The organism is Halobacteriovorax sp. RT-2-4 (genome assembly GCF_047085445.1).
In the GTDB taxonomy this organism is placed as follows: Bacteria; Bdellovibrionota; Bacteriovoracia; order Bacteriovoracales; family Bacteriovoracaceae; genus Halobacteriovorax_A.
Genome location: NZ_JBKIXY010000001.1, coordinates 571,622 through 593,301 on the forward strand (window position 1 = coordinate 571,622; position 21,680 = coordinate 593,301).

Here is a 21,680-nt window from a genome sequence, read left to right on the forward strand (position 1 = left end):
ATGGCCCTAAGTAAAATTAGTGGCCATTACTAGAGTTTGTCGCTTGTGTGAGATTGTAGAATATACCCCTTTGAAGTATTAAATTTTCAGGAGTATCAAATTCAGCAAGTTTAGCATCTTTGAAAACAAGAATTCTATCACACTCTTTAATTGTATCGAGCCTGTGAGCGATAAAGAAAGACGTTTTACCTTCCATTACATTGTGAATTCCATCGTGTAGAATCTTTTCAAAGTAAGGATCAACATGGGCCGTGGCCTCATCAAGAATAAGAATATTTGGATTCTGTAGGCATACACGAGTCAACGAAATAACCTGTTTCTCGCCCGCTGATAAATTCGATCCACCATCTTTTAAGACACTATCAAGAGAAAGCTTCGAGTAATCCATAACCTTACTCATTCCTGTTTTATCACAAATTGAAAGAATGTCTTTATCTGTCAAATCAGGGTTTACCGAAAGATTTTCTCTAAGAGTCCCATCGAAGATAATGACATCTTGAGAAACAATTCCAATCTGATCACGGTAGTGATCGATATCTAAATCTTTAAGATTTTGACCATCAATTAAAACATCACCTTTTTGATAGTCATAAAGGCGAGAAAGAACTGCAACCGCCGTCGTTTTCCCTGAGCCAGTTGGCCCAACAATTCCAATTTTTTCACCTTTATTGATCTTGAATGAAACATCATTTAGGGCCGTACTAATATCATTATAGCCCATCGTCACGTTCTTAAATTCTACTTCACCGTTTATTGTATGATGTCTATCGTTTCGTTGATCAAAGACCTCTCTCTCTGTTTCAACATCAATAAAGTTTGCCACACGATTAACACTTGTAAACGCTGTAATAATATTTGCCATTTCTCTAAAAAGAGAAAGAACAGGCCAAAAGAAGCGCTCACAATAACGTAAAAGAGCAATAAACAGGGCAAGAGAAAGCGTTCCATCTAAGTAAGCGCTTCCACCAAACCAAACAAGAATAAGAAGTGGTAGTCCACATAAGAATGATAGCATCGGCATTGTAAGAGCATAGTATGTATTGGCACTTAGCTGAACTACTTGCTGTTCATTTACTGCTGATTTGAAATTGTCATAAGACCAGTCCTCGACACCAAACGATCGAATCACGTGAATACCATCAATATACTCAGAAAGCTTTGAGTTAATATTTGAAGAGTACTTACTGATGGCCCTATTTAGAGAGCCAATTTTATCTCGCGTAACAATTAGAAAAATAACTGCAGGAATCATTCCTGAAATAACCATTAAACCGATTTTGAAGTCAGTGATAAGCATCGCTGTTGCCGATGAAATAATCATTAAGATCGAGATGGCCAGGCGCCCTAGAGAGCTTGTAAAAAACTTCTCAATCCCTTCCACATCATGAGTCATTCTCGTTACAATTCTTCCCTGAGGCCAAGAATCAAAAAATTTAAGTGGTAAGTGAGAAAGCTTTTGAAATAGTCGATCTCTAATCTTTAAAATAACATAACTTGTTTGCACGATTAGATAACGACGGCCAATATAGTGAATAAGGACACCACCTAGCTCAAGTGCTAAAACATAAAGGGCCCACTTTTTTGCAAGTTCCCACTTTGATTTTGCTAGACCTTCACCAACAAGCACCCCTAGTGCATGACCAGAGAGCATTGATATAACAGTAAACATAATTAGCATCAGTATTGAGACAAAGATCTTAAGACGATAACCTTTTGCAAATCTGAAAAGAAATGCTGTCGTCTTTAAGGCCGAATGTCCTTGTTCCTTATGCTTAGCTTCATCTTGATCATCTTGTGCTAAAAATTGTTTTGCATCACTCATTATTTAGTCCCTGCTTCTGCACGATCTAAGTTAATCACCTTCTCGCAATATTTGAGAGTCGATTCTCTATGGGCAACCCATACGAGAGTTGATTCAGGCAGGTATTTATTAATATTTGATAGAATAGTTTCTTCGGTAACTGTATCAACCGCAGAAAGACAATCATCCAAAAGAAGTATCTCAGGCTTTCTAACAAGTGCTCGAGCAAGAGTTAGTCTTTGCTTTTGACCACCTGAAAGATTTACACCCCACTCTCCAAGTTGTGTATCTAGTCCATCATCGAAGTTTTCAATATCACTTTTTAAACCTGCAATTTCTAAAACTTGCCATAAAATTTCGTCATCAAAATTTTGATCCATTAAAATATTATTACGAATAGAGTCCGCAAAAAGGAATGACTTCTGATGAACCATTGTAATATGTGATCTTAGAAATTTATGGCCATACTCAGTAAAAGGACGTCCAAAAAAGGCGACATCTCCCCTTACATCTCTCTCTAGTCCACTAAGTATATTGAGCAGAGTTGTCTTTCCTGTCCCAATCTGGCCAATAATTCCAATACGCATTCCACGCTTAACTTCAAGATTAATATTAGAAAGGATGTCATTTCCTTCTTCATATCTAAAGCTTAGATTCTTTAAACTAAATACCGTATCACCAGTAAGTTCAGGCTCAACTTTCTTATCAAGTAAATACTCTTCCTTAAAGTGAGAATAAATCTCTGCAAGACGTCTTAGAGAAGTAAAAGACTTTCTCCAATCAGATATAATGTAGCCAAGCTCCATCAATGGCTCTTGTAAAAGATGAACAAGTCCTTGGATTGCAACGAACTCTCCTACTGTGATTTCGCCTTTCATAAGAATAGTGAAACCATAAGTAAAAAGAATAACGTATGTTGCCAACGAGGCCATTCCCGAAGAAGGAATATAGAGCATTGAAGTGTTATTGGCATCGAGTCTCATTTTTCGATACTTTTGTGCACCAGCAAATAATCTCTTATACCAAAAGAAGGCCGTATTCCCTAGCTTCTGTAATCTTACAGTAGAGATGGCCTTTGATGTTTCATCATTAAAATATGAAAGGTAATCTTGTGCAACATCGTAGCGCTCCATTTCGATAGTCGAAATGTAGCGAACAAGAATTGGAACGATTAATAGTGCTAAGAAAGAGATAATCGTGATTTGTACATTAATTAAAAATAACGAGATAATTGTAAATACACCTAAAAAGAGCACATCTGCAGCTCCTACAAGTGTAAACCCAAAAACAAAGCGCGCTTGACCAACATCACTATTGGCGGCACTCATTAGAATTCCTTTTGGATATTTATTAACAAGAGTATCCATTGAAAAATATTGAGCATTTTGCCAAATATCGTCTTTTAGAAAACCACCTGCATGATGAGTCTGGCGACCTAAAAAAATACGCCAACCAACACGGCCAAAGTAGAGCATAATTCTAGAAAATAGAACAACTGTAAAAATAAAAAAGAATTTATGCTTTAGATCGTCACCTGTAATGAAGTAATCAATTGTCCAAGAAGGCATGGTTTTATGGGTGAAGAAATCCACCACATCCCCCATGGCACGTGAGTAAAATACCTGACAAAAGTTACAGACTACTATCGAAATAATCCCTAGGAAGTAAACTGATTTTTTGCGGCGTAAATAATTCAACCAAATTTTATAATGCATAGTCATTGCAAAGTATTATATGATTTATACATGAGATTTCATATTCTTTTATTTTTAATATTTTCTGTCACAGCAAACACTTATGCCGAACTCGCAGAATTCGACTCTGGCCCAGGTAACGCTAAAATATTTAGAATTGATGCTCTTGAAAATTACGTTAAAAAGATTAGAGAAGAAATCACTCGCATTGAAAGTGGCATGGATGACAAAATGGGCAAGGAGCTAAAATCTCTTAAGGCCCAGATCGAAGAACTCAAAAATAAAGAAACTAATTTGGATGGGCTTAAAGTTATTGAAGAGCGTCTAAATAAACTTGAATTAAAACATGCTGACGATGTAAAGAAGATGCAGGCAGACTTTAGAAATCTGCAGCAGAATATTGATCAGTCACTCTTAGATCTATCAAACAAAATTCTTCAACGTATTCAGGTTTTTGAAAAGTACCTTCAAAAGCCTTAGAAAAGCTAGTGAGAACAATGACGGTATTCATTCTCTGTTATCTTCAACTTCTTAGCAATTGTAGGTTGAGTTAAATAAATTGAGGTTAATCTTCTTTCGTTAGAAATATAGGAAGATCCTTTTCTTAATTCTTTATCTAAACATAATTCACTTCTTAAACTATCAACGTCAATACCACTATGAGCCACCACTTCTGCACTAAACCAATCTGCGAATACTTCATCAAGTTGATCGCGCTGTTTTCCAGGTAGAGGATAAAGAGATCGATTGCATGTAGGGTTTGCCAAGAGATTGTCTCCAACTTCTTTTGTTAGAACCTTATTTTGAACTAAGAAATTTAATTGAGAATCATCTCTAAAGAGCGCTCCTGCACTCGTTGAATTTCTTAAGCATTTCTGAATCGAATCAAATGGATTTTTACTATTATAAAAACCAGAGAAACGACAGCTATCAAAAGAATGAGCAATCTCGTGTGCCATTAAACTCACTAAGCTTGCACGATACTTGGGAAAAGCAAAATTTAAGCCTTCAAGGCCGATATTAATTTCATTACTCTTTGGATCATAGGCAAATCCCCACTCTAAAAAATCGCGAGGAGCTTGGGCAACTTTAGTGCCAAGGACTTTTTTGGGTATGAAAATCTTAATGTTTTCCACTTTCTCTTTTATTTCTTTGAATGCCTTAGTATCACCCAATTGAATTTTCAAAACAGAAAGTGCACTCTTTTTAGCTCTTCTAAAACTATCTTCTAAAAGGAGAACTTTCTTCTTTGTATAAAGCTGTGAAAAGACATCAGTTAACTCTTTATCCAAAAGATCTTGAATGGCCTTTGGCCTTTCATTAAATGTTCCAGAAGATAGAACAATATTTTCGATATAATAAAGACGCCACTGTTTCGCGACATTTACAGGATCGTTAATATCGAGTTTTCGACGTTTGATCCAACTTGTAACAACAGGACTCTTCTTAGCAATTAAACTACCGAGGGCCTCATCTGCAACTGCTGCTATTTGCCTTGAATTAGCAAGATCAACTTTAAGTTTTGCGATTTCATTATAAATAGATTCATCTTTTTCAAAGCTAACCTTCTTACAATATGATTTGAAGGTTGGGTTAGCATATAAACTTACAGCAATAAAAAAGGGGAATAAAAACTTCATTCCCCTATTATAACTTAAAAAAATTAAATCGATTGTATGGACTTATTTACCGGAAACCACTGATTGATCAAAGTGATTAGAGCGCATTCCACAGTCGACTAAAATCCCTGCAGCATTAATTCCACTTGATACATTAGATAGTAAGAAAACAACTGTATTTGCTACTTCTTGAGTCTTAAGTGCTTTCTTTCTCATCGTTAGCTTTTCAGCAAAGATATAATTATCAATATAGCCTGGAATCCCTGCGGAAGCAGAAGTCTTTAATGGACCTGAACAAACGCTATTAAATCGTACACGCGAAAACTCACTAAAGCTCTTAGCTAAATATGAACAAGTTGTTTCAAGCATTGACTTGATTGGTCCCATGTATCCATATGAAGTCGCTTTTGTGTCAGAAATCGAGATTGTTACCACCGATGCATCTTGCTCAAAAAGAGCAGAGAGTTCATTTGCTAGTTGCACTAGTGAAAAAGAAGAAATCTGTGTTGCCTGTGCAAAGTCTTCCCATGAAGTTTCATGAAATGGCCTTGGCTCAGTAAGATTTGCAAAAGCAATTGAGTGAAGCATGCCATCTAGTTTTACTTCATCATTTTTTAAGTTAATTGCTAATTCTTTGATTTGAGCTTTATCAGTCACATCAACAATATAGCTTTTTGAATCAGGAAAAAGCTTTGTAAGCTTTGCTTGATGCTCTTCACTTTGAACAGTGAATACGCAACTTCCTCCATTATCAATTATTGTCTTAGCACTGAAATAAGCAACACTTTTCTTATTTGCAACACCAGTTATTAGAAATAATTTATTTTCAAAATTTAAAAAACTCACTTTATACCTTTATACTTTTGCACATGTAAATTCGATTGAAAGAACGGCCTTACCAGCAACCTTAGTCTTTCCCTTGAAATAGAAAGCGTTAGAGATTTGTTCAATAAGCTCAACTTCCATCACTAGCTCATCACCAGGACGAACCATATTTTTGAATTTTGCATTTGAAACTTTAGCAACAACACCAAGCCCACCATCAGCACCAGCGGCCATTAAACATGCACCTGATTGAAAAATTGCCTCTTGTAAAAGGACACCTGGCATAATTGGATTCCCAGGGAAGTGACCTTTAAAAAAGTCCTCTTCACCAGTCACCTGATAACTTGTTACGATCTTATTGCCTTCTTTTTCGATAATCTTATCAACAAAAAGAAAAGGTTCTCTTTGAGGGATTAAGTCCTTAACATTTAAATCACTCATTAAAGTCCACCCGTTACTTCTAGAGAAGCGCCAGTGATATAGGCAGCTTCACGTGAAGCTAAAAATTGAACTGCATGTGCGACTTCAGAGACTTTTCCAAATCTCTTTAAAGGCACTTGTTTCTTATACTCTTTAACTTGTTCAGCAGGAAGGTCAGCAATAAGCTCAGTTTCGATAAAACCAGGACATACGTTATTAATTGTAATCCCCTTCTTACCAACCTCTTTTGAGATTGATTTACTCATTGCAATTTGCCCCGCTTTCGATGCAGCGTAATTGGCCTGTCCAGGAAGACCAAGACTACCACCAACAGAGCTCATATTAATGATTCGCCCGTATCTCTTAGATAAGAAATGGTTAACTGCTCTCTTTGTCATTAAGAAAGTTCCAGTTAAGTTTATATCAAGTACTCTTGCCCAATCTTCATCAGGCATAATTGGAGAAAGATTATCTTTCCTAATACCAGAGTTATTAACAAGAATATGGATTTGCTCGAATTGCTCGTTCATGCGGTTCCAGAAAGCTTCAACATCTGTAGCATTAGATACATCAAACGCTTCAAGAAAAAGGTTTTCTCCTAACTCTCCAAGCTCTGCTTTGAAGTTATTTGCAGCATCATGATTTCCAGCATAAGTAGCAACAACACGTGCCCCACTTTTTAAGAAAGCTTCAGTGATCCCACGGCCAATTCCGCGTGTTCCACCAGTAACAATTGCAACCTGATCTTTAAAATCAAACATATAATTCCCTTTTTATTCTTTTGAACTATCTAAATAAGTATTTAAGTCATGTCCTACGATAACACCGTAGTTCGCGGCCCCAAGCCAACCAGACATGATAATTCCAACTGAACCTGCATGAAATAGGCCCTTTATTTCATTTGGAAGTTCTTTAGAAACAGCAAGTCCTTCAAACTTTGTTCCAAACGAAGACCCAAAGTGATGATGTGTATACTTCTCTACAGTACGCGGAGAAGAAACATTCACATGCTCTATCTTATCTTTAAAACCTGGGACTAATTTGTCCATTGTATTAATAGCATTTTGAGCAAGATATTCTTTGCGTTCTTTATATTCATCATCTGTTAAATGCATCCAATCTTCATATCGAGCATTGATACTTGATACAACCGCATACTTCTGCTTCATATGTTTTCTCATATCTGGATAATAGATAGAGAAAGTCTGAGAGTAAGCTTTAGGAGACAACAGAAGATCAGTGTCAAATTTGTCAGAGCTTGAATAGAAAATCAGCTCACCAATATTTGGGATCGACTCTCCTTCTTTTAGTCCCATAAAGACCTGGCAAGAAGATGAGTTAACTCTTACGGCCTTCGCGTCCTTTGCAAACTTTTCTGAGTATTTAGCATTTGGAGTCATCTTGAAGATCGTATTATAAAGGGCCGAGTTAGATAGAACGGATCTTGAAAGAACGCTCTCCTCACCGATACGAACACCTTTTGCAATATTGTCTTCGACTAGGATTTCATCAACTTTTGCATGAAGTTTAATATCCACTCCATTGGCAAGAAGTTCATCTTTCATCATACCGATAAGCTTATCAGTACCACCTCTAAAGATATATGCACCTTTATTCATGAAATTTGAAAATACAATCCCGAATGTAATGGCCTCATCTTCAAGAGTCGAACCATTCGCGTATGCAATGGGCTCAAGCAGGAAGCGAACAACATCATTTCTTCCCGGAAAGTATTTTTCAAATAACTGGCCGTTTGTCATGGCCTCATCATCATAGAAATTCATTGCACGAAGCTCATCAAAGAATCCTACAACGTACTCACGATCAAGATTGAATTTCTCAACCATGATGTTGATATAGTCTTCTTTCGTGAAATCTGTATCAATTTCAAATTGTGGATTGATAAAACGAATTTTATCAACACGCTCAATACAATCGGCGATATCTTTTGACCAATAACGACGACAAGTCTTAATCATCCCAACAGGAAATCCGTGAAGAGAAATATCAAAAATATGCCTTTCACCTTCATTCGTTGGTCGTCTAAACCAAGTAGCAAAACCACCTAGTTTGTTATGGGCCTCAAGAAGAAGAACTTTTCTTCCATCCTTGGCCAGTTTATTAGCTGCCGTCATCCCCGCAAGCCCTGAGCCCACGATGATGACGTCATAAAATTTTGTAATCGGATCTTTCTTTTTCAGTAATGCCATTTTAACTTTCTTTTAATAAATTATTTTTTTAGTACCATTGTTGATAATTTTTTTGTTTTTGGATTTATTACATAAACAATAAATGCGATAGTTCCATTATCATTGATACGTGGAGCATGAACAAATGGAGATGTTGTTGCATCAACAACTTCGTAATCAACACCATTGATAGAAAGAGCATCTCCTTCTCCAATAAGCTTAGACCACTGTCCATTTACATATTTAAAGATTGCAGCAACACCTGCTTTATCATATCCACGAATAACGATGTCACCATTAGAGTTCATTGCTGGTGCAAATCCGTCAAATTTAGAAATCATCTCACCTAGAGATAGAATTGGCTTAATGATTCCATTAGTAGAAGCAAATAGCTTTACACCTTCATTTGTTTGCGCCCATACAGCAATGTCACCTTTTTTATTAACTGTGTATTGGTTTTGAATCGCTTTAATTTTTGATGAAGGTTGTCCATCTCTATCTTGCATAACAATTTGACGACTACCTTTTTTGATATTGTATAAGTAAAGGCGATCTGGTTGAGACTCAGCAGTAGACTTCCCCATTCTAACTTTTGTTAAAACATAATTGCCAGCTGTCACAGGAGAGAAGATATAACCCATATCATTTGTAAAACTTGTAAACACATCTTTTTGCTCATCTAAAGTTTTAATCACAACTTTTGCTTTACTTGTCCCAAAAGAATGACGGTAGATAAGTGTGTTTTCACTATTCATTGCGACACCAGAGACACCAGTAAACATTCCTTCAAAGTTTTCGTGCTCAAGTCTTTTACCTGTTTCAAGGTTAATCGTATAAATTCCTGTGTGCTCATAACCATTATTAGGTGCAAACACGACATGATCTTGACCAGAAGCTGCATCATTGAAAAGATAAAATTCGCTAATGGCCTCATCACCATTTCCTGCAAATAATTTTACATTGTCACTATTGTCACCACATAGAATTCCATATTTTGAAATTCCATTATCCGCACCACTTAGAGAGAAACAAACCTTGCCTGAATTCTCTAGTCTTAGTGAAGTACTAATCCAAAATGTTTGATCAGGTAGGTTAAGATTTAACTCACCACTACTTGCTAGTAATTGATAATTCGCTTGTGCACTGAACATTCCAAATGCGGCCAATGCTATTTTAAATAAATTCTTCATAATATTTACCCCGAGATATGTGAAAGTGTGTGTTATTAAAGGCATTATCATACCTAAGAGGCCACATTTCGGCTAGAAAATGGGCGAGAATTTTTTGGGCCAAATGACTAAAAATAGGTTAGATTTGACACATGTCGATCCTTTGTAACTTAAAAAACATCAATCTTGCCTTTGGGCAGAAAGTCATTTTCAATAACGCACAATTCTATATTGAGCATGGTGATAAAATAGGTCTTATTGGCCTAAACGGAATGGGAAAATCTTCGTTGCTAAAGATTATCAATGAAGAGCTTGCACCGGATTCGTGCACTCCACCCTTCACATTTGAAAAAGCAACACAGGCACAAGGGCCGACCTTAGAATTTAATGTTTTCAAAGTCGATCAAAACTTCACAATTCCAAGTGATGATATCACCATTGCTGATTATTTTTATTTTCAATATCGTGATCTAAAAAAACTAAATGATGACTTAGTCTCTCTCGACTTAGCTACTGAAGAAGGACTAGCGAAGCAAAACAAAATAATGGAAGAGCTTGAGCATAGGAACTACTGGGAGCTTAAGAATAATTTTGAAAGTTATATCAAGGCCTTTGGCCTAACAGATCTCCATGCCAAAGTGAAAGGTCTCTCAGGTGGAGAGCAAAAAAAGATTCAGCTTAGTCTAGGCTTAACAGCAAAAGAGAACCTCATTCTTTGGGATGAGCCCACAAACCACTTAGATTTTGAAACAATCGAACAATTTGAAGATGAAATCATGAAGTCAAATAAGACTCACGTTATCATCTCCCACGATAGGTACTTACTTTCAAAAGTTACAACAAAAATTTTCCATATTCACGCTGGAATTGTTTCTCCATTTAAGGGAACATATGCTCAATATCTCGAGTTCACAGCGGCCCAGGAAGAATTGAGAGTCAACTCTTTAACAAAGTTAAAAAATTCTCTTAGGCGTGAGACTGCGTGGATGCGCCAAGGAATCAAGGCCCGTGGTACTCGTTCAAAAAAGCGTGTCGAAAATTTTAACGACCTATCAAAAGCAGTACAAAAATTAAAAGATCAGGCACGTAGTCAACTTGATCTTGCAATGAATGATAGTAATCGAAAAACGAAACAACTCGTCCAATTCAAAGATGTCTCTTTTGGTTTTGAAAATCATGAACCACTCTTTAAAGACGTAAACCTATCTATTTTTAAAGGTGATAAAGTTGGTGTCCTTGGAGAAAATGGAGTTGGGAAATCGACTCTCATGAAGCTTGTTGCTGATCGCTTAACAAATACTTCAGGTACAATCAAAAGAGCTGATGATTTGAAAGTTTGTCTTTTTTCACAAAAAAGAGATGAATTTGATTTAACGAAATCACCATTTGATCTACTTGGTGAAGGTGAAGACTTTATTCATTTCAAAAGTGGCCGCTCAATCCACGTCGCAAGTTATTTTCAAAACTTTCTTTTTGATCGTGGAGAGCTGTATCGCCCACTTTCAAGCTTTTCAGGTGGTGAGCTGAATCGTCTTCAACTCGCGCTAAATCTAAAAAATGAAGCCGATATTTGGATTTTTGATGAGCCAACAAATGACTTAGATATTGAATCAATTGAAATTCTCGAGCAAAAACTTTCTGAATTTCAAGGTACTGTAATTATCATATCTCACGATAGATCTTTCTTAGAAAATATCACTAATCGAGTGTGGTTAATTGAAAATCAATCAGTGACTAAATTTTCAAGCGGATTTACATTTGTTCGTCCTTATCTTGAGGCACGAGAAATTGAGAGAAATCTTGAAAAACAACAACAAGAAGAAACAAGGCCTAAGGCCAACCAGGTAATTGAAACACAAGTTATCAGTGAAATAAAACCAAATGTTGATACTGATAAAATTGAAAGCGAAATTATGGATATTGAGGAGCAAATTGCTAAAATTGATGAGCTTCTTTCTCGTTTTGATTACTCTAATATGGATGATGAGAAGAACCAACTAATTGCAGGCCTTAACCAAAAAAAGAGTGTTCTCAATGAAAAAATTGAAGAGCTATTTGAGCTATTGTCTTAGATATTAATCCACTGCCTTACAAGCTTGGCTATTTTCTATAGGAAGTGGCCAAAAGAGCTACCTAACCTACTGAATTCTTTATGATTTAATTGATCTGCTATGATCAAAAAGTACTAAAAAAGTATGTAAATTAACCGATAAGAACTTGGCTAATAAAGCGGAACGTAAACAGGATAGGAACAAGTTTGAGACTAAAGGCAATTTCGGCCATCGTCATATTAACGTTGGTCTTAATATTAACAAATAAGAATTCCAAAGACGAAGGTCTTATTAGCTCAAACAACCCGACATCAACAAATAAAATCGTAAATGATCAAGAAAAGAATTCAAAACGTACATTAGCATCCACTAGCTCAAAAGTTTCAAATACAGGGCAAATTAAGAATATTGAATCAGCTAAGGTAAAATTACCAAACACACCTGAATATGTAAGTGAAGAAGCAGAAATCGCTTACATCAACAATCGCCCTCAGGACCAAACAAATACTTCTGTTGGTTATACAGCGCTTAATTCAGAATCAGTTAAAAGCTCTCCATCAAAGAGCACTGGTACATATGACTCGAATTCTTTTGACTCTAGTCCATCTTATGACAATACAACCAAACAAGAAGAAAATGAAAATGACTCTGGTACAGTAAGCTTTTACAACCAAGTATCTACGATGGCCCAAAGCGAAGACACAGAGACAAAGGCAAGCTCTAGCTCGTCGTCTTCTAGTAAATCGAAATCGAATCCATATATTCCACCAACTCCAAGACTACAAGGACTAGTTCCACCACTTAATGGAGTCATTACTCATACGACTTTCTTTACACGACAATTTAGTGCGTATGCAGCAACAACATGTACGGATCCAAAGGTTGCAATATTTGATACGGTAACGATGTCAATTCTAGAAGATAATCCAATTGATCTAGAGACAATATCAACTTCGACTCAATTTGAATTTAATATAAGTGAACTAGAGTTAGACCTGACTGCTCCTGCTCGTTATAAGATCAAACTACTAGGCTGTGATATTGAGCTAGAAAAGATTGTAACAAGTTTCTATAAGAATCAAAATATTACTGCTGCGACAACAATTTTGGCACAACTACCTGCAACGAGTATCAACTATTCAACTGATGCAAGCTTTACTAAGAAACTAGAAGCAGCAGAAGAGGCCCTAGCAAATACGCTTGCTGATAATCTTACTAATTTGGAAGATGCCTACACGCAGATTGAAAGTGATACTGAAATACAGTCGACTTTTAACGAGTTAACAGAGGGTGAAAACTTAGATATTTTAAAAAGCTCTAAGCCTAAAATAAAGAGTATTTTATACGCAACATTAATGGATGAAGGCCTTTCTTCTGAATTCTCGGCCCTTGCTGAACACTGGGATTCGACTTATCAAATTGCTTACGAATGGTTTGTTGACGGCGTTTCAAGTGGAACAGGAAACGTATGGAATTACACTCCTCCATCAAATACACTTCCTAAAGCAATTATTACGTTAAAAGTTGGAAAAAAACAAAGTGATAACGATCGCGTTGATACAACTCTACCATTCCATGAGAAAAGTTACGAGATCGATATAAATCAAGTTAATGATGCGCCAACTTTAGCAACGCCTCAAACAATTAATACGACAGAAGATTCAGGCCTCGATTTTAGTCTAACTGAAGCTGTTGATCCTGATTCGTTCTCGCTAACTTATTCAATAGTGTCACAGCCGACAAACGGAACTCTGACTTGTGATCCAGGGACTACGAGTTGTACATATACTCCTAATTTGAATTTCACTGGCATAGATAGCTTTACTTATAAGGCCAATGACTCCGAGCTTGACTCTAATATTGCAACAGTAAATCTAAATGTTGCCAACGTTAATGATAGACCGACAATTGCTACAAATGAAATTTTTACTGCAACAGAAGACACTGCTTTAAATTTCACATTAAGTGATTCAACTGATATCGACAACTCAAGTGCACAACTAAGTTATAAATTAATCACACCACCAAGTAATGGTATCCTTTCAAATTGCTTCACAACGGGCAGCTATACTGCAGACTTAACTTGTACATATACACCAAATGCAGATTTCAATGGTAGCGATACATTTACTTATATTGTCAATGACGGTCAATACGACTCAGTTGGACAAGCAACCGTTACGATTAATACAACTCCAGTAAATGACGCTCCTACTCTGAGTTCAACACAGTCCCTAGCAACAGCTGAAGACACACTAGTGGCCTTCACATTAAATACAGGTAGTGATATTGATGCCGACACACTCACTTATAGTATCGTCTCAACAACATCAAACGGTGTTTTGACTTGTACTGGTGGTATTTCAAGAGATTGCCAGTATATGCCCGCATCTAATTTCAATGGTGTTGATTCTTTCACATATAAAGTAAATGACGGAAATCTTGATTCAAATATAGCAACCGCTACAATCACAATATCATCGGAAAACGATGCTCCACTTATAGGTAATGATCAAACGATTTCAACTAATGAAGACACACTTGTAAGCTTCACACTAAACAATGCTACTGACATTGATATGCCTACACAGACTCTCCAGTACAAACTTATTACAGGACCAACAAATGGTACTCTTTCAAATTGCTTAACGACTGGAAGCTATACAACAGATATAACTTGCGATTATACACCAAACTTAAACTTTAATGGTACTGACACATTTACATATCGAGCAAACGATACATTAGTTGACTCACCTACAGAGGCAACAGTTACAATTAATATAACTGCTGTTAATGATGCTCCGGTGTTATTGGCAACTCAAAGCGTTTTAACAAATGAAGACACACCAATTAGCTTTGATCTAAATGCAGCTACAGATATTGAAAACGATGCTCTTACCTATACAATCGTTTCAACGACTGCCAGCGGAAGTCTTGTTTGCGACCAAGGAAGTTCAAGATCATGTACTTATACACCAAGTACAAACTTCAATGGCCAAACGACATTCACTTATAAAGCAAGTGATGCCACTGCTGATTCAAATACTGCAACAGTAACAATTGATGTGAATTCAATCAATGATGCACCAGTGATGGCGGCCAACCAGAGCTATTCAACAGATGACAACACTCCACTTAGTATTACTTTATCGAATGCGACAGATGTGGATGGTGATAGCTTAACTTATAAGATTGTCTCTCTCCCTACAAATGGAGTACTTTCGGATTGTATTACGACAGGAAGTTATGGAACTGATCTGACTTGTACATATACATCTAATGTGAATTTCAATGGTACAGATTCATTCACATTCATTGCAAATGACTCAACTACGGATGCTCTAAGTACTGCAACGGTATCAATTACAGTTTCAGATAAAACACCTTCAGCGCCACCTTCAATAGCACTAAGCTCGGCCCTTTATACTTCTTCTACAAGTAATAATCTAACAGTAAGCTCATGTAGTGATATTAACTTTGTCCTAATAAATGAAGGAACTCAGCCTACTGAAGTAGATAGTGCTTGGCAGTCTTGTACAACGACGGCCTCAGCAATTACATACACACTGGCCAATACAAACCAAGGTCTACACACACTTAAGGCATGGTCAAAAGATGTGAATGGTAATGTATCAACGACATCAACTGATATCTCTGTTTTTTATGATACACAGGCCCCAGCGATCTCAATTGCGACAATAGCGAATCAAGCTGGATCAAATAGCGTAACACTTTCTTGGGATGTAACTGAGGATAATATTTCTGCGGCCCAAACTCATACAATCGACTATTGGAATGGAAGTAATTGGGTGAATATCACTTCATCACTAAATGCAAGTGTAGGCCCACTTACAAATACAACATTCACTCAAGCATGGAGTGTTCCAAACCTAAATATTGAAGATGCTAAAGTAAGAGTTTCTCTAAGTGACCTAGCGGGTAATACGAATACAGTCGAATCTAATATCTTTTGGATTGACTCAACGGCTCCACAGATTGCGCATGACTCATTTACATCGTATGGACAAAATTCAACAAAAACATTCACATGGACACTTACTGAAAAGCATATTGATTCTGTTGCAAATAATTTTTCACTAAGATTTTACGACGGTAGTGCTTGGCAAAATCTGACAGCGGTAGCAGCTGTTACAAGTGAGAATATTTCAAAGAGCTACTCTGCTGATATTAACTTAGGTCCAGAGGTCAATAATGCAATCTTTGAAGTTAGTTTCACAGATGCGGCCGGACATAGCACAACGGTTCAGAAGAATTTTGTTATTGATGGGAGCGCTCCTACTGTCTCTTCAATATCATTAAATGGTGGTGCGACGACAACAGGAAATAATAATATTCAAGTCGATCTCGTTGCTGCTGATACTGCATCTGATATTACATATATTTGCCTTAAATATGATGATACAACTGCACCATCAAGTATCAATGATGAATGTTTCACAACACTTCCAGAGGCCAAAAGAGCACAAAATATAACGATTACAAGCGCTGATAATTTATATGTGAGAATCGGTTTTGTTACAAATAGTTATAGTGTTTACGCTTGGGCCGCCGATGCGGCAGGAAATATTTCAACAAATACACAAGTTGTAGGTGTTGATACTGATTCAATTAATTATCTGCCTGGTACACCTCCAGAGATTTTCAATATCATTGCAACAAATACAAATACGCCGAGTTCACCAGCGACTCTGTCACAACTTCAGGCCCCTAAAGATAGCGATATTTATGTAAAATGGAAGGCCATCGATAATGAAGGACTAGCAACTAACCCTATCAGTATCTACTACTCTTATCTTGATGGAACAGAAGAAAAGTACCAGCTTCTTATGGACAATATTGCAAATATTCAAGGAAGTGGTTGTACAATTACGGCCCAAGAAACAGGTTGTATCAGACTTACAGGACTTTCTCCTACCGACTCTGTTTATAAGATCAGAGTTGTTGCCCTTGATAGCGATGGTAGTGAAACCTTTATGACATCTGCACCTCTAAATGAATCTAATTTTAGAATCATTGCGGGAAGTACAGAAAAAGGTATTGGCGGAAGTGGGCGTTCTGTTATTTTTAAAGATGGAAATTCAACATATGAGATTGATCTATTCTCAACGGTAGTCACTGATCGTGGAGATATTTTCTATCGTGACCTTGATGCAGGACTCTTATGGGTTGATCCGGAAACAGGGATTATCAAAGAATTATTACCAACAACAGGTACACCAAGTGGAGATGGCGGTTCAATTGAGAATGCCACAATTGGCTTTGCAAGTGCCATTACTCTTGACTATAACAATGGGCTTCTCATTGTCGATAAGGGCAGTATTAGACGAATTGATATGAATACGACTCCTTGGCAAATATCGACTCTAGTAGGTGGAGGATCAAACTCTAATCCAGGAACAAGTTTTGCACCAAGTGCTATCGACATTGCAAGCTTTCATCGCTTTCTAGGTACTCTAGTTCCTCTACCAAATGGCGACCTCTACTTTAGAAGTACTTCAAGTAATACTGATCGCAATTGGTTTCACTTTGATGCAAGCGAAAATATAGTCAATCGTATCCAAATCGATGGTGTCGGTATCTACAATGAAGACACTTATAGTTGGTCAGGAAAAAGTGTGACGAATATGGCCATCGCCTATAATGCGGTAAACTCGGCTCTTGAGCATATGCATGTAAGTGTTCATAAGCCTGTCACAGGAAATACGCATTACCGTGTCGCTAGACTAGACTACGCATCGGGTACACCAACAACGACATATAATGCCACAGCACCTTATGATATCTATACAGGTTATCGCTCAATTTACAAAACAGGCCTTGATGGAAAAATCTATTTTGATTACAACCATGGCCGCAACCTAATGCTCTATGATCATGTAACAAATACGTATACGAGAGTTCTTGGTACTGATTCAACATCGAGCACACCATGTGCAGATGGAACGGCAGCGACTTCATGTCCAATAGACCTTCAAGGTTACTTTGTTAACCAACAAGGTAAAATCTATTTTAATGATCACGGGCTAATTAGAACATTAGATGACAGTGGTAATATCGTTACCCTAGCAGGTCAATTTTCTTCTTCAGGTGATGGTGAAAGTGCTCTATCAGCTCGTATTTCGGCTTCTTGGCAAATTGATTGGGGTAAGGATAATGGCCTAGATAATACAATAGTTGTCGGTGATTACGTTTCAGGAACATACAGAGAATTTACAATTGGTGGAAACATCGAAACTATTGTTGGTGGCTACTCAGCGAGATCTTATAGCTTCTCAGTTGATCGAACAACAGGAGATATTTTTGATGATGTTGGTTCAGGTGTAAATCGCTACAGCAGAACTACATTAACCAATACTCGAGTTATTGGAAGCGGTGCCACTTGGTACTTTGATGCTGCATCTGATGGACTAGTCGGAACAGATATTAAATTTGACTGGTATAATGAGCAAATTCTTGGGGTGGCAAATGGCGAGCTTATGCTTCACAAGTCACGTTATAATGGAACAACGACCTCTGATGCATTTATTAAACTATATGATATGAGCGATAGCTACCGTCAGTCTCATTTTGCAGGTATGCCAGATACGGAACGTGGAAATTTCTATAGTGCAGCTACTCCTCTAGCAAGCTCTCGAGTACCAACTTATGGTGGTATGGTAAACTCACATTATGACTCAACTCTTGGTTGGATGTTTAAGCAAACAAGTTCTGCTCGAGTTATGATAAAAGGTGGTGACGGAAATATCGTTGACTACACGATGTTACCAAGAACAACTAATGGTTTCACACACGTTCGCTATAATTCAAAAGAATACTACTATTACTGTGCAAGTAATAAAATGTGGCAATATAATTTTACGGATGATATCGAAACTGAATTAAGTTGGGATGCGCAAGTTGATTGCTATACATCACAGAGAAAAATTCTCTACAACCCAACTAATCATTCTGTACACTTCTTAGTCGTTCAAAATGGATTATTTGCAGTTGCAGAGTATTTTCTTTAGATATTTTTTTCTTTACGAATCATTGCCATTGCAACTTTAACACCATCAACGGCAGCAGATGTAATACCACCTGCATAACCAGCACCTTCGCCACAAGGGTATAAACCTTTATGAGAATCTGATTCAAAAGTCGCGCGACTTCTTTTTATAGTTACAGGTGCCGAAGTACGAGTCTCCGGTGCCAATAAAAGGGCATCATTATTTACAAACCCCTTCATTTTCTTATCAAAAGACTCTAGTCCTTCACGAAGACCTTGAGCAATAAACTCTGGAAGAATAGTTGTTAAGTTATGTGAAAAGATTCCTGACGGACAAGATGTCTTTGGAAGATCTTTAGAAACACGGCCATCAAGAAAGTCTTGTACTCTTTGTGATGGAATCTCTTTTCCAGATGCATTAGCAAGCGAAGCTTCATAGGCTTTCTTTTCAATTTCACGTTGAAAATAATGACCATTTAATACATCATCAAGACCAAAATCTTTTCCTGCATTTACAGAAACAACAAGTGCAGAATTTGACCAAGGCGAGTTTCTTGCAAAGTTACTCATTCCGTTTACAACAATCCCATCAGCATCAGTTCCAGAAGATAAAACGTAGCCACCTGGACACATACAAAAAGAGTATGTTCCTTTATCAACGTTCTTGTTGTGGTATGTAAGTTTATAGCGAGCGGCACCAAGATCTTCTTGAACAAAGCGTCCATATTGAAGAAAATCAACTTGCGAGCGGCGATGCTCAATACGCACACCAACAGCAAAGTCCTTGGCCTCCATCGCAACTTCTTTTTCTTTTAAATGATAATAAATTTCTTTAGCAGAGTGACCTGTAGCTAGAACAACGTTATTACTCTCAAGTGTTCTTCCATCACTCAGCTTAACACCGGCAACTTTCTTATCGTCCTCAAAAAGTATTTCATCCACCTTCACATTATAGTGAATCTCACATCCTTTTTCTTTAAGATGATCAGTGATTTGTTTGATTAGCCCACGAATCTTATTAGATCCTAAGTGCGGGTTAGATACATAGGCCGTCTCAGGAGGCGCACCAAAATCAACAAAACGATTCATGACATATTGTACGTAAGGTGACTTAATACGCGTGATTAATTTCCCATCAGAGAAAAGTCCCGCTCCACCTTCACCAAAACAAACATTATTATCATCGTCAAATTCATTGTATCGCCAAAAACGAGCAATATGCTTCATACGATTATGAGCACGATCTCCTCTTTCAATAATGATCGATTTAATTCCATATTCCGCTAAGCGTAGTGCACAAAATAGGCCAGCAGGTCCTGCACCAATAATAATTGGTGTCTTAGAAAAGTTATCAAGAAAGTTAAACTGCTCTCGATACGCAGCAAATTCTTCACCAGGATAAATAATTTCAACTTTAAAATTATAGATTGGTTTTTTACCGCGATTAGCTCCACGAGCATCAAGGGCCTTATTATGGATTCGATAATCAGCGAAACCAGGAAAGTTTTTGTTTAGATAAAACTCTAGGTCTTGATCGTAGTCTAATTTAAAATTCGTAATTTTACTCATTCGTACTCTTTCTTTCTCTATATGATAAAGTTATGTGTTAAAATAATCAGCGTATATTATAACCTATCTTGCCCAAATTAAAGGATTAACATGGCCAAAATTTCCCAAATAATCATTGGTGACGAGCTGCTAAATGCAAAAATTAATGATCTTAACCTGCAAATACTTGCAAAAGAGATCGCTCCTCTAGGCTTTGACTTCAATAAGTGCACAATCCTAGGCGACAAATTTGATCAAGTAACTCAAGAAATTAAGAAACAGGCCGCTGAGAATGACTTTCTTATCATCACAGGTGGGCTTGGGCCAACAAAAGATGACTTAACAAAATCCATTGTGGCAAATGCACTAGGTGTTGAACTCGTTGAAAACCTCGAAGCAGAAAAGATAGCAATTAGGCAATACGAAACATTTGGCAGAACGTTTTCACGTGAAGTGAGCAACTATCATATGCTGCCAAAAGACACCTCTCCTATTTATAATCCATCTGGCCTTGCTCCAGGAATTCATGCAAAGTTAGGAAAATGTGAGATTTTTTGTACACCGGGTGTTCCTCGCGAATGCCAAACGATGGTTAGAGATAGTATTGTGCCACTTCTCAAAAACCGAGCTGAAAGCGGTCACGAACTTTTTGTGTGCCGTACTCACAGCATTCCAGAAGAGACAATCTTCTTTAAGCTTTGCCCTACACTTTGGGAAGACTTGGAAGAATTTGGAAAAGTTAGCTCACTTCCAATCGTCTCAGGAGTTGATATTACAATTAATCTTAGGCCACAATTTCAAAATGAAGAATCACGTCAAAGAATTAGAGATATCATTGAAGCAACAGAGTTAAAAAATAATATTTGGACTTATGGCCTTCGTACAATCGAAGAAGTTATTGTTGAAGAAGCAAAAGCGAAAGGACTCACAATTGGCTTTGCAGAAAGCTGCACAGGTGGACTGGCCAGTTCAACAATCACAAATGTATCAGGGTCATCGTCTGTCTTTTTAGGTGGAGTCGTAAGTTACGCTAATTCAGTAAAAGAAAATATTATTCACGTTAAAAATGAAACACTAAAAAATCATGGTGCCGTTAGTAACGAAACAGCAACGGAGATGGCCGCTGGTTCTCGCAAGGCCCTAGGTGTTGACATTGCAATTTCGTATACTGGAATTGCCGGCCCAGGTGGTGCGACTCCAGGCAAACCTGTTGGAACAGTATGTATCGGCGTTGCCACAAAAGATGGTGTATCAGCGCAAAGATATGAGTTTCGCGGAGATCGAACTCGTTTGAAAAATAAATTCTGTCAGCAAGGTTTGATCCTACTACTTGCAAAGGTACGCGACCTTTAAGG

The 21,680-nt window shown here is 37.3% G+C and carries 13 protein-coding genes; 4 read left to right on the forward strand and 9 right to left on the reverse strand.

Features of this window, described 5'->3' with window-relative positions:
- Positions 1–16: 16 nt before the first annotated feature.
- Together ACMAYL_RS02670 and ACMAYL_RS02675 are read right to left on the reverse strand one after the other, a co-directional pair.
- Positions 17–1,822: an ABC transporter ATP-binding protein gene (locus tag ACMAYL_RS02670; RefSeq protein WP_392991698.1), complete on the reverse strand. Its 1,806-nt coding sequence runs from the start codon at positions 1,820–1,822 to the stop codon at positions 17–19.
- Positions 1,822–3,498: an ABC transporter ATP-binding protein gene (locus ACMAYL_RS02675; RefSeq protein WP_412470701.1), complete on the reverse strand. Its 1,677-nt coding sequence runs from the start codon at positions 3,496–3,498 to the stop codon at positions 1,822–1,824. The genes ACMAYL_RS02670 and ACMAYL_RS02675 overlap by 1 nt, the downstream gene beginning before the upstream one ends.
- Positions 3,499–3,546: 48 nt before the next feature.
- Here ACMAYL_RS02675 and ACMAYL_RS02680 point away from each other — a divergent pair, with 48 nt between their 5' ends.
- A complete protein-coding gene (locus ACMAYL_RS02680) occupies positions 3,547–3,975 on the forward strand; it encodes a hypothetical protein (RefSeq protein WP_103217436.1) in 429 nt (142 codons plus the stop codon).
- Positions 3,976–3,980: 5 nt separating this feature from the next.
- Here the strand turns inward: ACMAYL_RS02680 and ACMAYL_RS02685 are convergent, their stop codons facing one another.
- From ACMAYL_RS02685 to ACMAYL_RS02710, 6 genes are read right to left on the reverse strand one after another with little or no spacing between them, the layout of a single operon-like run.
- The gene (locus ACMAYL_RS02685; protein ID WP_412470702.1) at positions 3,981–5,135 is read right to left on the reverse strand and encodes a hypothetical protein; all 1,155 of its coding nucleotides are present in this window, start codon (positions 5,133–5,135) and stop codon (positions 3,981–3,983) included.
- A 42-nt stretch (positions 5,136–5,177) separates the two neighbouring features.
- The gene (locus ACMAYL_RS02690) at positions 5,178–5,960 is read right to left on the reverse strand and encodes an enoyl-ACP reductase (RefSeq protein ID WP_412470703.1); all 783 of its coding nucleotides are present in this window, start codon (positions 5,958–5,960) and stop codon (positions 5,178–5,180) included.
- Between the two features lie 9 nt (positions 5,961–5,969).
- Entirely contained in the window at positions 5,970–6,380 is a 411-nt protein-coding gene (fabZ, locus tag ACMAYL_RS02695; RefSeq protein ID WP_392991693.1) for a 3-hydroxyacyl-ACP dehydratase FabZ, read from the reverse strand.
- Positions 6,380–7,120, reverse strand: a complete 741-nt coding sequence (gene fabG / locus ACMAYL_RS02700; protein ID WP_392991691.1) for a 3-oxoacyl-ACP reductase FabG — start codon at positions 7,118–7,120, stop codon at positions 6,380–6,382. Before fabG ends, fabZ begins: the two co-directional genes overlap by 1 nt.
- 12 nt (positions 7,121–7,132) lie before the next feature.
- The gene (locus tag ACMAYL_RS02705; RefSeq protein ID WP_412462688.1) at positions 7,133–8,569 is read right to left on the reverse strand and encodes a phytoene desaturase family protein; all 1,437 of its coding nucleotides are present in this window, start codon (positions 8,567–8,569) and stop codon (positions 7,133–7,135) included.
- 20 nt (positions 8,570–8,589) lie between these two features.
- Complete coding sequence (locus tag ACMAYL_RS02710) at positions 8,590–9,738, reverse strand: hypothetical protein (protein WP_412470704.1); 1,149 nt, start codon at positions 9,736–9,738, stop codon at positions 8,590–8,592.
- Between the two features lie 131 nt (positions 9,739–9,869).
- Between ACMAYL_RS02710 and ACMAYL_RS02715 the strand changes: the two genes are divergently transcribed.
- Entirely contained in the window at positions 9,870–11,789 is a 1,920-nt protein-coding gene (locus ACMAYL_RS02715; protein ID WP_392991687.1) for an ABC-F family ATP-binding cassette domain-containing protein, read from the forward strand.
- Between the two features lie 185 nt (positions 11,790–11,974).
- Positions 11,975–18,799: a tandem-95 repeat protein gene (locus ACMAYL_RS02720; RefSeq protein WP_412470705.1), complete on the forward strand. Its 6,825-nt coding sequence runs from the start codon at positions 11,975–11,977 to the stop codon at positions 18,797–18,799.
- Here ACMAYL_RS02720 and ACMAYL_RS02725 read toward each other — a convergent pair.
- Positions 18,796–20,346, reverse strand: coding sequence for an NAD(P)/FAD-dependent oxidoreductase (locus ACMAYL_RS02725; protein ID WP_392991682.1), 1,551 nt, complete (start codon positions 20,344–20,346; stop codon positions 18,796–18,798). The two genes, ACMAYL_RS02720 and ACMAYL_RS02725, sit on opposite strands and share 4 nt — an antisense overlap.
- Before the next feature lie 90 nt (positions 20,347–20,436).
- On the opposite strand from ACMAYL_RS02725, the gene ACMAYL_RS02730 reads away from it, so the two are divergent.
- On the forward strand, positions 20,437–21,678 hold the full coding sequence (locus ACMAYL_RS02730) for a CinA family nicotinamide mononucleotide deamidase-related protein (RefSeq protein ID WP_412470706.1): 1,242 nt from the start codon (positions 20,437–20,439) through the stop codon (positions 21,676–21,678).
- Positions 21,679–21,680: the final 2 nt, after the last annotated feature.

Coding starts and splice junctions, on each gene's coding strand:
- ACMAYL_RS02730 (WP_412470706.1), top strand. CDS start 20,437: ATGGCCAAAATTTCCCAAATAATCATTGGTGACGAGCTGCTAAATGCA.
- ACMAYL_RS02705 (WP_412462688.1), bottom strand. CDS start 8,569: ATGGCATTACTGAAAAAGAAAGATCCGATTACAAAATTTTATGACGTC.
- ACMAYL_RS02670 (WP_392991698.1), bottom strand. CDS start 1,822: ATGAGTGATGCAAAACAATTTTTAGCACAAGATGATCAAGATGAAGCT.
- ACMAYL_RS02685 (WP_412470702.1), bottom strand. CDS start 5,135: ATGAAGTTTTTATTCCCCTTTTTTATTGCTGTAAGTTTATATGCTAAC.
- ACMAYL_RS02680 (WP_103217436.1), top strand. CDS start 3,547: ATGAGATTTCATATTCTTTTATTTTTAATATTTTCTGTCACAGCAAAC.
- fabZ (WP_392991693.1), bottom strand. CDS start 6,380: ATGAGTGATTTAAATGTTAAGGACTTAATCCCTCAAAGAGAACCTTTT.
- fabG (WP_392991691.1), bottom strand. CDS start 7,120: ATGTTTGATTTTAAAGATCAGGTTGCAATTGTTACTGGTGGAACACGC.
- ACMAYL_RS02710 (WP_412470704.1), bottom strand. CDS start 9,738: ATGAAGAATTTATTTAAAATAGCATTGGCCGCATTTGGAATGTTCAGT.
- ACMAYL_RS02725 (WP_392991682.1), bottom strand. CDS start 20,346: ATGAGTAAAATTACGAATTTTAAATTAGACTACGATCAAGACCTAGAG.
- ACMAYL_RS02715 (WP_392991687.1), top strand. CDS start 9,870: ATGTCGATCCTTTGTAACTTAAAAAACATCAATCTTGCCTTTGGGCAG.